The organism is Chryseobacterium sp. CS3K3.1 (genome assembly GCF_059515165.1).
This window is the reverse complement of sequence record NZ_JCAKRV010000029.1, coordinates 37,520-52,118: the sequence shown is the minus strand read 5'-3', so window position 1 is coordinate 52,118 and position 14,599 is coordinate 37,520. Positions and strand designations below refer to the sequence as shown.

10 protein-coding genes are annotated in these 14,599 nt (G+C 36.9%); 9 read left to right on the top strand and 1 reads right to left on the bottom strand.

Annotation, left to right across the window (positions count from 1 at the left end; genetic code table 11):
* Positions 1 to 583 precede the first annotated feature (583 nt).
* The 9 genes from AC5YGI_RS21135 (at position 584) to AC5YGI_RS21095 (ending at position 11,907) form a co-directional block, all read left to right on the top strand.
* Positions 584 to 1,906: a sigma-54-dependent transcriptional regulator gene (locus AC5YGI_RS21135; protein ID WP_496169687.1), complete on the top strand. Its 1,323-nt coding sequence runs from the start codon at positions 584 to 586 to the stop codon at positions 1,904 to 1,906.
* A gap of 437 nt (positions 1,907 to 2,343) precedes the next feature.
* Positions 2,344 to 4,038: a potassium-transporting ATPase subunit KdpA gene (gene kdpA / locus AC5YGI_RS21130; RefSeq protein ID WP_496169685.1), complete on the top strand. Its 1,695-nt coding sequence runs from the start codon at positions 2,344 to 2,346 to the stop codon at positions 4,036 to 4,038.
* Between the two features lie 174 nt (positions 4,039 to 4,212).
* Entirely contained in the window at positions 4,213 to 6,252 is a 2,040-nt protein-coding gene (kdpB, locus tag AC5YGI_RS21125; protein ID WP_496169683.1) for a potassium-transporting ATPase subunit KdpB, read from the top strand.
* A gap of 10 nt (positions 6,253 to 6,262) precedes the next feature.
* Complete coding sequence (gene kdpC / locus AC5YGI_RS21120) at positions 6,263 to 6,820, top strand: potassium-transporting ATPase subunit KdpC (protein ID WP_496169681.1); 558 nt, start codon at positions 6,263 to 6,265, stop codon at positions 6,818 to 6,820.
* A gap of 69 nt (positions 6,821 to 6,889) precedes the next feature.
* Positions 6,890 to 7,975: a porin gene (locus AC5YGI_RS21115; protein WP_496169679.1), complete on the top strand. Its 1,086-nt coding sequence runs from the start codon at positions 6,890 to 6,892 to the stop codon at positions 7,973 to 7,975.
* 55 nt (positions 7,976 to 8,030) lie between these two features.
* The gene (locus tag AC5YGI_RS21110) at positions 8,031 to 9,140 is read left to right on the top strand and encodes a histidine kinase (protein WP_110011850.1); all 1,110 of its coding nucleotides are present in this window, start codon (positions 8,031 to 8,033) and stop codon (positions 9,138 to 9,140) included.
* Between the two features lie 5 nt (positions 9,141 to 9,145).
* Complete coding sequence (locus AC5YGI_RS21105) at positions 9,146 to 10,861, top strand: ATP-binding protein (RefSeq protein ID WP_330745472.1); 1,716 nt, start codon at positions 9,146 to 9,148, stop codon at positions 10,859 to 10,861.
* A gap of 79 nt (positions 10,862 to 10,940) precedes the next feature.
* Positions 10,941 to 11,408, top strand: coding sequence for a hypothetical protein (locus tag AC5YGI_RS21100; RefSeq protein ID WP_330745473.1), 468 nt, complete (start codon positions 10,941 to 10,943; stop codon positions 11,406 to 11,408).
* A 40-nt stretch (positions 11,409 to 11,448) separates the two neighbouring features.
* Positions 11,449 to 11,907, top strand: a complete 459-nt coding sequence (locus tag AC5YGI_RS21095; RefSeq protein ID WP_330745474.1) for a hypothetical protein — start codon at positions 11,449 to 11,451, stop codon at positions 11,905 to 11,907.
* Between the two features lie 103 nt (positions 11,908 to 12,010).
* On the opposite strand, the gene AC5YGI_RS21090 is transcribed toward AC5YGI_RS21095, so the two are convergent.
* Positions 12,011 to 14,572, bottom strand: a complete 2,562-nt coding sequence (locus tag AC5YGI_RS21090) for a DUF7619 domain-containing protein (RefSeq protein ID WP_454512130.1) — start codon at positions 14,570 to 14,572, stop codon at positions 12,011 to 12,013.
* Positions 14,573 to 14,599: the final 27 nt, after the last annotated feature.

Genomic DNA, 14,599 nt, shown 5'->3' with positions numbered 1-14,599 from the left:
GGTAATGAGTAATACATCGATTATTCATCATTCATCAACTATGATTGATCATCCATCACTTATCATTCATCATTGATCAATTATCAATGGTAACCGGACAGTACACCCTCCAATGGTCACTCCACAGGAGTCTCAACAAAGTATTATCAAATAATTTACAGTATTAAATCGTCTGGATTAAAGGAATCATAAAGACTCTAATAAAGTAGGCTGGATTCCTGCGGAATGACACAGTGGAAAGAAACGGAGCAAATGAAAAAGAGAGACGCCATAGGAATTAATTAAATTACTCCATTTGGAAAAGATAACCACGGAACCCGTATCCCGAATTCGTCACATTATTTATAACGTATCATTGATCGTTCGTTCACTATCATAGCCCCGATAGGAATGGTTACCCCGCAGCTTGGGTTGGAGTGAATGTGGTGGAGCGTGGGAGTGTATGGGCGCGAGGAGTATGAATGGATAGCGGGAAACAGCTCCTGAAATCTCAAGTGATGTTAAGTAAACTATTTCCTTCTATTACCCCGTTTTCCTCGAATAAATTCAATAAGTTTGTAGTAGTTTTCCAAAAATAATTATAATGTCAGGAAATATTCTGATCATCGATGATGAGATCAAACTCCTTAAATTACTAGGAATGATCCTTTCCCAAGAGAATTTTAATGTAAAAGAAGCTTCTACAGCACGTTCGGCAATGACGATGCTGGAGCAATATGAATTTGATGTTGTTCTGAGCGATGTTCGTCTGCCTGATGCTTTTGGAGTAGAGCTAGTAAAGTCTATCAAGACCAAATATCCACAGCTTGAAATTATCCTGATGACGGCATTCGGGAATATTACGGATGCTGTACAGGCTATGAAGAATGGCGCTTATGATTATCTGGTGAAAGGAGATGATAATGAGAAAATAATCCCATTGGTGTATAAGGCTCTTGATAAGGTAAAAGACAATAAATCGAGGGTTGTTCAGCAGGTTGTGACGAAAGGATTTGATCAGATTATTGGTAAGTCACCACTTATTTTGCAGGCTAAGAAGTTGGCTGAGAAAGTCGCTTTAACGGATGCTGCTGTGCTTCTTACAGGAGAAACCGGAACGGGTAAAGAAGTTTTTGCGAGTGCTATTCATGAAGGGAGTGACAGGAAGAAAAACAGTTTTGTAGCGATCAACTGTTCAGCATTCAGTAAAGAAATTCTGGAAAGCGAGCTTTTTGGTCATAAACAAGGTGCTTTTACTGGAGCTTTGAAAGATAAGAAAGGATTGATTGAAGAAGCTAACGGAGGAACTCTGTTTTTAGATGAAATCGGTGAGATGCCTATAGAGCTTCAGGCAAAACTGCTCAGGGTTTTGGAAACCAGGGAATTTATCAAAATGGGTGAAACCAAAGTTTCTAAATCTGACTTCAGATTGATTGCAGCGACTAACAGAGATCTGGAAAATGAAATAAAGCAGGGGAATTTTAGAGAAGACCTTTATTTCAGGCTGAATGTCTTTGAGATCACGCTTCCGCCATTAAGAGAACGAAAAGAAGATCTGAAAGCTATTGCCAATCATTTTATAGATATTTTTTCTCATAAACTTCATCTTACAGCGGTTCAGGTAAATCCTGATTACTATAAAGTACTGGAACGAAACGACTGGAAAGGAAATATCCGTGAGTTGAGGAACGCTGTAGAGCGCAGTTTGATTTTAATGGATGACAATATTCTTGACGCAGAAAGTCTTCCCCATTATTCGGAAAAAGCTGTTCCTGAAAGTGATTCTTTAAGTATCAGATCACTGGAAAAAATACACATACAGAAAGTTTTACAGTATACAAAAGGTAACAAGGCAGAAGCTGCCCGTTTACTGGAAATCGGTATTGCCACATTGTACCGTAAACTTGAAGAATACGGATTAAAATAAACCTTTTATCATTTTAATAAAGAGCCTATCATTTTGATAGGCTTTTCTGTTTTTATATAGTTTTGTGTTTTGTTATAATATATTGTTAATCAATTAAGTAAATGTTTGATTTTCAAAATGGAATTTCTTTTGGCATATAGTCTTCGAATAAAATATTTAAAAATGACAATTTCAAGAAAAACGTTTAAAAAACGGGAGCACTCGACTTTTAGTCTGCTGATTGTATCGTACGTATTGTTGACCCTTTTAACCCTAATGATTAAAATATGATGCTCATAAGTTTAATTCTGCTTTTTGCAGTATTGTTTTGGCTTTTGTATAAATCAGTTGAATTTTTTGATAGAATATAAATTATGTGGAGTTTATTTTTCCTCTCAATACTTGCCTTCGTGTATATCTGTTATGTTTTAATGAAACCTGAAAAATTTTAATTAGTCATGAATACAGAGATTTTAGGCATTATAGCAATGTTTGCTATCACATTAGTTATCGGAATATTTTTAGGGAAATATATAGCTAATGTGTACGGATACAAAAAGACTTTTCTGGATCCGGTTTTTGAACCCATTGAAAAGTTAATTTATAAAGTTTCGGGAATTAATCCTGCCCGCCAGATGAACTGGAAACAGAATATGTATGCCATGCTGGCGATCAATCTGGTTTGGTTCATCATAGGTTTCCTTCTTTTAATGAATCAGGCGTGGCTTCCTTTAAATCCTGATGGAAACCCGAATATGTCACCCGATCTGGCTTTTAATACTACCATTTCATTCTTAGTAAACTGTAATTTACAGCATTATTCAGGAGAAACAGGAGTAAGTTATCTGAGCCAGCTTTATCTGATGTTTTTACAGTTTGTTACGGCTGCAACGGGAATGGCGGCAATGGCTGTCCTTTTCAAGGCTTTTAAAGAAAAAACAAGTACCGAACTTGGGAACTTCTACGATTTTTTCACCAAATCAATGGTCAGAATCCTGGTTCCGGTAAGTGTAATTGTTGCTTTAGTACTTTCTATTAACGGAAGTCCGATGACATTCGAAGGAAAAGATCATATTATAACACTGGAAGGCCAGAAAGCAGATGTCTCCAGAGGTCCGGTATCAGCATTTGTTGCGATCAAACACTTAGGAACTAACGGAGGTGGATTTTTCGGAGCCAACTCTGCGCACCCACTTGAAAATCCGAATTATATGACCAATATGACAGAGATGATCGCTCAGATGATCATTCCGTTTGCGTTGGTATTTGCACTGGGATTTTATCTGAATAAAAGAAAACTTTCATGGGTAATCTTTACGGTAATGACGGTCGGTTTTCTGGCACTTACCATTCCGAATATAGTGAATGAAACAGGAGGAAATCCTTTGATCACAAAAATGGGAACAGATAACAGCCTGGGAGCTATGGAAGGTAAAGAAATCCGTTTCGGAAGTGCAGCGTCAGGCTACTGGAGTATTGCTACAACGGTAATTTCAACAGGATCAGTGAACTCAATGCATGACAGTACAATGCCTCTTTCGGGAATGAATGAATTGCTTGCGATGATGATCAATTGCTTCTACGGAGGCTGTGGAGTCGGAATTCTGAACTATTTTATCTTTATCATTCTGTCCGTGTTTATCAGTGGTCTGATGGTAGGACGAACGCCGGAATTTATGGGTAAAAAGATTGAAGCGAAGGAAATGAAAATTGCTATGATCGTCGCTTTATTCCATCCTTTCCTGATTCTTGCAGGAACCGCTTTAACGGCTTATCTCCCGGAATTTGGGGCAAAAACATTGAATAACCCAGGTTTCCATGGTTTCAGTGAAATGCTGTATGAGTTTACTTCTTCCGCAGCGAATAACGGATCCGGATTTGAAGGGTTGGGAGACAATACACCCTGGTGGAATATCTCAACGGGAATTGTACTGTTACTCTCGAGATTTATCCCGATTATTGGACCAGTAGCCATTGCAGGTCTGTTGGCACAGAAGAAATATATCCCTGAAAGTTCAGGAACACTGAAAACAGATACGGCAACTTTCGGATTCATGACTCTGGCAGTGATTTTACTGATTGCAGCGTTGTCTTTCTTCCCTGCATTGACTCTAGGGCCTATTGCAGAACAGATTCAGTATTTCTCAAAATAAATGTGAACATTAAAAATTAAAATCAATATTCAACCATTAAGGAAGCCGAAAAGTTAGGAAGCTAGTCTGACACTTACTGAAACGTTCACTTAATATTATCCATATCTATCCTCATTATCTGGCAAACCTTGATGGTTACTATTGATTTACAATGATATAAATTCTTTCAAAAAAATGAAAAATCAGTCACAAACATTGTTTCAAAAAGATTTGGTCAACGAAGCGATAAAACAGTCCTTCGTAAAGCTGAATCCGAAGATTATGTTTAAAAATCCGGTAATGTTCCTGGTGGAGATCGGAACCATTGTCATGTTTATCGTAAGCATGTTCAGCCTTACCGGTGATAAAACCCAAGGAAGCTTTTCCTATAACTTTTTAGTATTTATTATTTTATTTTTCACCGTTCTGTTTGCCAACTTTGCAGAAGCTATTGCAGAGGCAAGGGGAAAAGCGCAGGCTGATACCCTCAGAAAAACAAGGGAAGAGACTCCGGCCAAACTGGTACTTGATAACAAGCCGGGATTCCAGGTAGAAACAAGACTGAAAATGTCTGCTGAAATGACCTTAGGTGATATTTTCCTTTGTGAAGCCGGAGATCAGATTCCGATGGATGGTGAGATTATTGAAGGTCTTGCTACCATTGATGAGTCTGCTATTACCGGAGAAAGTGCACCTGTCATCCGTGAAGCGGGTGGAGACAAAAGTTCTGTAACAGGAGGAACGAAAGTATTATCAGACAGAATTAAAGTAAGAGTAACCACAAAACCCGGAGAATCCTTCTTAGATAAAATGATTGCTCTTGTAGAAGGAGCGTCAAGACAGAAAACACCCAACGAAATCGCATTAACCATACTTTTAGCAGGATTCACGCTTACATTTATTATTGTTACCCTCACTTTAAAACCTTTTGCAGACTATGCGCAGACTCCGATTACCATAGCGGCATTTATATCTCTTTTCGTTTGTCTTATTCCGACAACCATCGGAGGTCTGCTTTCTGCAATCGGGATTGCTGGGATGGACAGAGCATTAAGAGCAAATGTGATTACCAAAAGCGGAAAAGCAGTGGAAACTGCAGGAGATATTGATGTATTGCTATTGGATAAAACCGGAACAATTACCATCGGAAACAGAAAAGCAACTCAATTTCACCCTGCGAATGGAATTCAGCTTGAAGAATTTATTAAAGCATCAGCATTAAGTTCTGTAGCGGATGAAACACCGGAAGGGAAATCTATTATTGAACTAAGTGCTTTAAAACCTGAAGATTTATTGGTTTCCAATCCTACGTATATCGATTTTACTGCAGAAACAAGAACTTCAGGAATCGATTTTGACGAAACAAGAATCCGTAAAGGAGCTTACGATACGATAAAAAAACTGACTGAAAAAGCCGGGAATATCTTCCCGCAGCAGACCCAGGATGCAGTAACTAAAATTTCTGAAAACGGAGGCACTCCTTTGGTAGTAGCCGTTAATGAAAAAGTATGGGGCGTTATTGAACTTCAGGATATCATCAAAACCGGAATCCAGGAACGTTTCCAGAGACTGAGAAAAATGGGGGTGAAAACGGTAATGGTAACTGGTGACAACCCTCTGACGGCAAAATTCATTGCAGAAAAAGCCGGAGTAGACGATTTTATCGCTGAAGCTAAACCTGAAGATAAGATGAATTACATCAAAAAGGAACAGCAGGAAGGTAAACTGGTGGCCATGATGGGAGACGGAACCAATGATGCTCCGGCACTGGCACAAGCCGATGTTGGGGTAGCGATGAACAGTGGAACTCAAGCCGCAAAAGAAGCCGGTAACATGGTAGACCTGGATAATGACCCTACAAAATTGATCGAAATTGTGGAAATAGGAAAGCAGCTGTTGATGACCAGAGGAACATTGACTACTTTCAGTATTGCGAATGACGTAGCGAAGTATTTTGCCATTATTCCGGCACTCTTTATCACTTTTATTCCTTCTCTGCAGAAACTGAATATTATGAACCTTCACAGTCCTGAAACAGCCATATTATCAGCAGTTATTTTCAACGCGGTGATTATTCCGTTCCTGATTCCACTGGCGTTGAAAGGTGTAGCTTATAAGCCGATTGGTGCCAGTGCATTATTAAGAAGAAACCTTTTGATCTATGGGCTAGGCGGAGTAATCGTTCCGTTCATCGGGATCAAAATCATTGATCTGGTAATCAGTTTATTTTATTAAAATTTAAAAAATGAAAAATCATATTGTTTCAGCATTCAGATTAACTCTTGTCATGTTGATCGTTACAGGTCTTTATCTGGCAGTGGTTTATGGAGGTTCTAAAATACTTCCTAACAAAGGAAACGGAGAAGTTATTTACAACAAAGGGCAGAAGTTTTATGCCAATATCGGACAGGAATTCAAATCTGAAAAATATTTCCACGGCCGTCCTTCTTCAGTCAATTATAACGCAGCAGGAAGCGGAGGAAGCAATAAAGGCCCAAGCAATAAAGAATATCTGGAAATTGTACAGAAAAGAATTGATACTTTGAAAATGGATAACCCTGAAATGGGTAATGCAAAAGTTCCTGTAGAGCTTGTTACCGCAAGTGGAAGCGGACTGGATCCGGATATTTCTGTAGAAGGAGCTTTATACCAGGCAAAAAGAATTGCAAAAGTGAGAAATATTTCAGAAGAGCAAGTTAAAAGCTTAATTAATAATCAAACGGAAAAGCCGTTGTTAGGACTTTTCGGACCCACAAAAATAAATGTTCTGAAGCTTAACATTGCTTTGGATCAATTAAAATAATAAATTTAATAACCGATAATCATGTCTAGGTTTTAAACCTTGACATGATTCATACACCATACAACTAAAGTGAAAAAATATCTAGTTATAAGTGCACTATCAGGGCTGTTTTTAGCCAAAGCACAATCATCAGATTCATTAAAAACAAGTAATAAAGTGACATTTTCCGCTTATGCAGAACTCTTTTATACCTATGATTTTAATGAGCCTGGAAATCATATTCGTCAAAACTTTTTGTATTCCTATAACAGGCACAATGAAATGAACCTTAACCTGGGATTGGTTAAAGCCAATTATCAGAGCGAAAATATCCGTGCTAATGTAGCTTTAATGGCCGGAACCTATGCCCAGGATAATATGGCAGCAGAACAAAATGCATTACGGTACGTGAATGAAGCCAATGTAGGAATCAGACTATCAAAGAATAAAAACTTATGGATTGATGCGGGGATTATGCCTTCCCATATTGGATGGGAAAGTGCCATAGGAAAGGATAATGTGAACCTGACAAGAAGCTTAGCTGCAGAGAACTCTCCGTATTTTGAAACCGGAGCCAAAATTTCCTACACTTCAGATAATGGGAAATGGTTTTTAAGTGGATTGGTATTGAACGGATGGCAGCGTATCGCAAAGGCTGAGGGAAATCAGAGTATTTCTTTTGGTCACCAGGTAACCTATAAACCAACTGATAAAATTACCCTGAACAGCAGCTCATTCATAGGGAATGATAAAGCAAAAGAGGACAAAAGGATGCGTTACTTCCATGATTTGTATGGAAGCTTTCAGATAACGGATCAGTTTTCTGCTATATTGGGATTTGATATCGGTGCTGAGCAGAAATCAAAAGGAAGCGAGCAGTATAATATCTGGTATAGCCCGAATGTTCAGATGAAATATCAATTGGACAGCAAATGGGCATTAGCGGGAAGACTGGAATATTATAATGATAAAAATGGGGTGATCATCAGCACAGATACGCCTAATGGATTTCAAACTTTCGGATATTCTCTTAATGTAGATTATGCTGTTTTCAAAAATGTAGTTTTCCGTACAGAAGCGCGAGGTTTTACTTCAAAAGACGCCATTTTTGCTAAAAATGATGAATTTAAAAAAGGAAATTTCTTTATAACGTCAAGCTTAGCGGTTTGGTTTTAAAAAAGAATTTAGCCACAGGAAAGTGCTTAAAGTAAAATTAAAAAGAATAAAATCAATGTCATCAGCAAAAGATTTTTTAGAACTGATTCAAAAATCCCGTAAAGGAAAATTCAAAATTTATATCGGGATGAGTGCAGGGGTAGGAAAAAGTTTCCGTATGCTTCAGGAAGCTCATTCCCTTTTGCGAAATGGCATTGATGTAAAGATTGGCTATATTGAAACGCATGGCCGTGAAGAAACTGAAGCTCTTGTAGAAGGAATTCCTCAAATTGAAAGGAAATCAGTTTTTTATAAAGGAAAGAACCTTGAGGAGATGGATCTTCAGGCCATTATCAATGAACATCCTGAAGTAGTGTTAGTGGACGAACTTGCCCATACCAACGTAGAAGGTTCCAAAAATAAAAAAAGATGGCAGGATGTGCTGGAAATTCTTGATAACGGAATCAACGTCATCAGTGCCATGAATATCCAGCATATCGAAAGCCTGAATGAAGAGGTAAAGAAAATTACCGGAGTAGAAGTAACAGAGCGGGTTCCGGATAAAATTCTTGCATTGGCGGATGAAGTCGTGAATATTGACCTTACCGCAGATGAGCTGCTGACCCGATTGAAAGAAGGGAAAATCTATAAAAAAGAAAAAATTCAGACGGCACTGAGTAATTTCTTCCAGAGCGGACATATTCTCCAGCTTCGTGAGCTGGCTTTAAAAGAAGTGGCCACCCACGTGGAAAGAAAGGTGGAAACAGAGATCAAAACCGAAAATTTTAAGCCCATAAAATTCCTGGCCTGCATCAGCAGCAATGAGAAAATTGCCAAAACAATTATTCGTAAAACCGCCAGATTAGCCAGCTATTATAACAGTCCATGGACTGTTTTGTACGTTCAGAAGCCTTCTGAAAATCCGGAAAAAATTGCATTGGATAAACAGCGGTATTTAATTAATAATTTTAATTTAGCACAGGAATTAGGCGCCAAAGTAGTCCGCATCAAAGAAAGCAGTGTTCACAACGGAATTCTGGAATATGTAATTGCCCATAATATCACGACGGTCTGCATTGGAAAGCCCCATGCCAGTTTCTGGCAGCGAATGTTGGGGTACAGCTGGATCTATACCCTTATGAACAGGCTGAATGAAAGACAGATAGATATTATTATTTTATCTTAAAAGTAATGAAACTTAAAACGAAACTTACCTTAGGCGTGGGCCTTTTATTTCTACTGATCGTTCTGCTTTCAGTGATAGGTTCTGTATACATCAATAAATTAAAATCCGATACTGAAAAGATCCTTACGGCCAATTACAACAGCCTGGAATTTTCCAAAAATATGCTTTTGGCGTTGGATAATATCAGTACAGACAGTACCGTTGCCATAGCAGATTTTCGAAAAAATAATAAGCTTCAGGAAAAGAACCTTACAGAATTTGGAGAAAAAGAAGCCACGCAGAATCTGAATCTCCATTTCAACAGCTACCTTAAAGCTCCCGATATCCATAAAGAAAAGCTTATCCGTGAAGATCTTTCGAAGATCATGTCTTTGAATATGAAAGGGATAGAACGAAAAAGTGATATTGCGATTATTACAGCAGAAAATGCCACTTTTTGGATCGTAAGTTTAGGAACCGTATGTTTTCTGATTGCTTTTATCCTGCTTTTCAATTTACCACAAACCATCGCAGAGCCTATCAATCAATTGACCTTCAGTATTAAACAGATTGCCGATAAAAACTATAGTGAGAGGGTTCATTTTAAAGGAAGTGAAGAATTCAACAGTCTGGCAGACTCCTTCAACAGTATGGCGGAAAAGCTTCAGGAGTACGAAAGCAGCACGCTTTCCAAGCAGCTGATGGATAAAAAACGGATCGAAACGCTGGTTAACAATATGCATGATGCCGTGATTGGTCTGGATGAGAATCATTTTATCTATATGATCAATGATGAAGCTTTAAAGATCACCAATCTCCATAAAGAAGATATTATTGGAAAAACGGCTCATGAAGTAGCCATCAATAATGATCTGATGCGTGAACTGCTGAAAAATATCGACCATCCGGTAAAAGATCCGATTAAGATTGTCCGTGATAACAAGGAAAATTATTTCGAACAGGATATTATACCGATCAATATTGTAAAAACAGGGGAAAAAGAAAAAAAGAATATCGGAAAGGTAATCCTGCTAAGAAATATTACCCCTTTTAAAGAACTGGATTTTGCCAAAACCAATTTTATTGCGACCATTTCCCATGAACTGAAAACTCCGATTTCTGCGATCAAAATGGGTGTTCAGCTTCTTGGAAACCAAAAGTTCGGAGAACTGAACGAGCAGCAGCAGGAATTGTTGAAGAGCATCAATGAAGACGGACAGCGTTTATTGGATATCACAGGAGAATTGCTTAATCTTTCCCAGGTAGAATCCGGAAATATCAGACTGACCGTAGAAAAATGTTCCCCCAAAGAAATTGTACAGACTGCTGTAAAGAATGTTGAAAAGCTTGCCGAGCAGAAAAACATTTCCATCAGCACAGAATATTTTCTCGAAGACAATGATGCAGTGACTGCAGATTTTGATAAAACCGTCTGGGTGATGAATAATTTCCTGACTAACGCGGTAAAGCACTCTTTTCAGGACGAAAATATTAAGATTGTAGTAGAAAAGCTGGATTCATTCATTCAGTTCAGTATTATTGATACCGGAAGCGGGATAGATGAAAAATACCACCGCCAGATCTTTGACCGCTATTTCCAGGTTCCCGGCGAACATCAGAATGGAACTGGCTTAGGCTTGGCAATTTCAAAGAATTTTATTGAGAAACAGCATGGAGAAATAGGAGTGAAGAGTTCCCTGAATAATGGAAGTACGTTTTATTTCAGACTGCCGGTTTCATAAGAGTTATTGTTATATCTTTGAATAAGAAAATATTTGATTTTTCTTATTTAAAAATTTGTAATTCTATCCTTTTAAATTCATGGATCCTTTTTTCTATTTGCCATTGGCAGGTGTAGTATTTTTTATCATTTCAAGAATTTTCTTTTATAGCCAGAAAAATAAAATTATCGAAAAATATAAACAGCCGGATGCGGTAGTTTTTAAAAATATCAATGGTACCATTGTTTCAGTAACTAAAGGAGGTCTTCGCTATAGTAAAAGATTTCAATGGTGCAGTTTTGAAATTTTCATGAATCAGAATTCTATGTTTTTGTTTCCTAAAGATTTTTACATTGTTCCCGGTAAGTGTATTAATCTGAGATTTGGATCAGATCGAAGAAATACAAGAAACCCGGAAGTTCTGAGAGAATTTCATATATATGACAATCATGTAGAACTGATTCTTTATCCTGACTGGATGGCCAATACAAAACGCACAATTTCTTTGAAAGGATTAAACAAGGAAGAAATTTTACTGTTCCGGAAAGCGTTACTTAAAGAAGCATGAAGCATAAACCGTTATTCTTATATTTGTGATAAAAATAACAATGAGAAAAGCTTTAGGGCTCTTATTATTTTCAGTTGTATTGAGTATTCAGGTCTCTGCACAGACATTCACATTAGAACAGCTTAACAGTTTCAACAAACTTACGATGGATGAGTTTAAAAAGGAAATGAAACAGCTTCAGTTCAAATTTTATGACAGAACAGATGGCTTAAGCTTCCTTTTAACCGAATATGAAACTCCAGACTATAGCTCGAAAATCGGAAAGTTTGAATATAAAGAAGAAAAATCTGAAGACAGAATCGAGTTTGAGTTTAGGGACAAAAAAGAATATGAGCAGTATCTTAAACTGATATTAGCAGCAGGATATAAGGAAACTGAGAAAGGAAAGATTATCACCAAAGAGCTTTATGTAGATTACTACAAGAATAAGGAACATATCAGGATGATTCTGCCAAAATCAGGAGAAAACGCTCCGTATACTATTATTGTTTTTAAGTAAACAAGATTATATATATTCCGAAGATAGCTGCAAATATTGATTCTTAATAACAAAGAAGGCTGTGATAGATTTCACAGCCTTCTTTGTTATTCATTTTATAAATTTAATCCTTAATAAACTTCTGTACAAGTACTTTGTCCTTGGTGAAAGCTTTTAGAATATAGTTTCCTTTAGAAAGTTCAGAAACAGAAATTGAGTTTCCTGTTACACTTAATGAGCTGATAATTCTTCCAGTCGCATCATAGATTTCAGCTTTGATGATTTCCTGCTTGGATCTGATATTTAAAACATCTTTTGCAGGATTAGGATAAACAGAAATACTCTGGTTTTCCTTATCAATTTCTGCTGTTGCCAATACATTTTGAACGCTTGTCGTATAAGTATTGGTAATAATCGGATGGTTGTAATCGAAATAGATTTTGGCTGTATTACTGAAGCTGTTCCCGATATTTAAGGTCGATTTTGTTTTAATCTTAAATGAAACATATCCGTCATTATTGGCATCATCAAAAGGGAGTTGGATGTTTTCAAAGATGAATTCTACGGTATTCGGATTGGTAATTCTTGTCACAAAATTGTGGCTTCCGTTTAACGCTACCAGGGAAGAAATATCAAATTTAGTAATGTCAATTTCATCTTTTACCACAATGTTCTGTGCATTGGCTGTTCCTGTATTTTCAAATCTGATCAGGTAATGTACATAGTCTCCCACCTGGGTTTGCGCAATAGTAGTTCCTTCAAGACAAGTCTTATCATTCGGGTCAAAAGAATTAACAACCGTTTGGTTCAATGTGAAGGTATTGTCAGCAGGTGTTTCGTCTGTAGCTCCATTGATTTGTGCGGTGTAATGTAAAATATCACCTCCATTTAGCGGTGGAGCCTGTGTTGGTGTATTTAATTTCATCGTTACAGTAATTTCTTTGGTTTCAAAAGGAAGAAGATTCGTGAAATTCCAGTTCATTGTTCCGGAAGATTGAGAGCTTGGAGATGTCGTTGCAGACTGATAGCCCATTCGGGTATGATCAAAATTAAAAGCTATATTTCCGGATTGTGTTCCTGTTCCTTTATTTTTATAAAAGATTTTATATTGAGTAACAAATCCCGGAACTGCTGCCTGCATAGGAATTATAACAATCTCCAGATCATTATGGGTACCATTCGCTGTTAAACAAAAGTTCTGTGTATAAGGACTTACCTGTGTTGGGAAATTGGTAGTGAATGAAGGGGGCGTAATATTAAAATAAGAAGGATTTTCCAACACAGGAGAGATAGTGTTAGTTCCGTATGTCAGAGGGAAAGAATAAGATCCGAACGCATTTGAAATGGCCATGTTTTGCCCTAAAATATTGAATTTTTGAAAAGGTTTTATCATGTCATTAATGTCGCATCCATTTGTGTTCATGTCATATCTTGTTTTACCCTGAAGGATAAAATAAGAAGAGCCTCCTGGTGTGAAAGAACAATAAGAATTTACAACAGCATTGGGTTGATTATAGGATGCTAATTGCGATATTACATAGTCAGTTTCTATAGGGTCAGTGCATACATATTGCAGCTGTGGTGTATTTGAAAATCCAATGCCAAGATAATTATGCTTTCCGTTTTTAAGATTTAAAGTCTGTAAAGTAAGATTATTATCAAGATCAGCAATATCCAGAATAGTCTGCTTTGATAGATCAATATTCGTAAGCGAATTATTCATTACCTGAATACCTTTTAAGCCTTTTGCCTGATCAAATGCAATATTGGTTATATGATTATTATTAGCATACAAATAACCTAAAATTGGATTATTATTAAGTGTTAATGTGGTAAGCTGATTATTGTAAATATAAAGCATTCCAATCAGAGGGCTTGAACTAAAGTCCAGACTTGTGATTTGGTTGTCGTTAGCAAGAAACATTACCAATCCGGTATAAGGGGTTACGTCAAAAGTCTGGAAAAGATTGAAGCTTATACTTAAATAGTTTACTAAAGAAGGATTAGGAATCGAAAGACTGCTTAGTTTATTACGAAATAATTCTAGTTTTTTCAAAGCTGTATCTCCTGCAAAATTAATACTTGTTAGAAATTGGTTTTCACTAACATTTACTTCTTCCAACGCAGGGAGATTACTTAAATTTAAAGAAGTCATCGCTGAATTCTCCAATGATAATTTTGTAAGATTAGGAAGTCCGGAAATATTAAACCCACTAATGTTGGAAACAGAAATTTCTTGTAGCGAAGTGTTCTGGATATTTATAACGTTTCCCGCGCTGCCAAATTGTGCGGTATTTATAGCATTGCAGTTTTCAATCGTTACGTTACCTACTGTTCCGCCTGAAAAAATTATTTTTTGAAGGTTAGTATAATTACTGAAAATCAGATTAGAGGATATATCAGGATTTGTTAGTTTTAGCTCAGTTAAATTCGGAAATTCAGTAAGTACGGATAAACCTGTAATAGCATTTGAAAGATCAGATAGATTTATTTTATAAACCAGCGAAGCTTCCGATAGTTGAATCTGTCCATCATTATTTGTATCCAGAGTAATAACGTTTCCAGTAGAATCCCTTGTTGCTCCGTACGTAAACAATTTTGTTTTCAAATAGGTATCGACATTTAACGTCTGAGCCTGAAACTGTGCAAACAGAATCATCAAAATGATTAAGTAGATTTTTTTCATGGATTAGTTTGTTATTTTTTTTATTCT

Coding starts and splice junctions, on each gene's coding strand:
- AC5YGI_RS21135 (WP_496169687.1), top strand. CDS start 584: ATGTCAGGAAATATTCTGATCATCGATGATGAGATCAAACTCCTTAAA.
- kdpA (WP_496169685.1), top strand. CDS start 2,344: ATGAATACAGAGATTTTAGGCATTATAGCAATGTTTGCTATCACATTA.
- kdpB (WP_496169683.1), top strand. CDS start 4,213: ATGAAAAATCAGTCACAAACATTGTTTCAAAAAGATTTGGTCAACGAA.
- kdpC (WP_496169681.1), top strand. CDS start 6,263: ATGAAAAATCATATTGTTTCAGCATTCAGATTAACTCTTGTCATGTTG.
- AC5YGI_RS21110 (WP_110011850.1), top strand. CDS start 8,031: ATGTCATCAGCAAAAGATTTTTTAGAACTGATTCAAAAATCCCGTAAA.
- AC5YGI_RS21105 (WP_330745472.1), top strand. CDS start 9,146: ATGAAACTTAAAACGAAACTTACCTTAGGCGTGGGCCTTTTATTTCTA.
- AC5YGI_RS21100 (WP_330745473.1), top strand. CDS start 10,941: ATGGATCCTTTTTTCTATTTGCCATTGGCAGGTGTAGTATTTTTTATC.
- AC5YGI_RS21095 (WP_330745474.1), top strand. CDS start 11,449: ATGAGAAAAGCTTTAGGGCTCTTATTATTTTCAGTTGTATTGAGTATT.
- AC5YGI_RS21090 (WP_454512130.1), bottom strand. CDS start 14,572: ATGAAAAAAATCTACTTAATCATTTTGATGATTCTGTTTGCACAGTTT.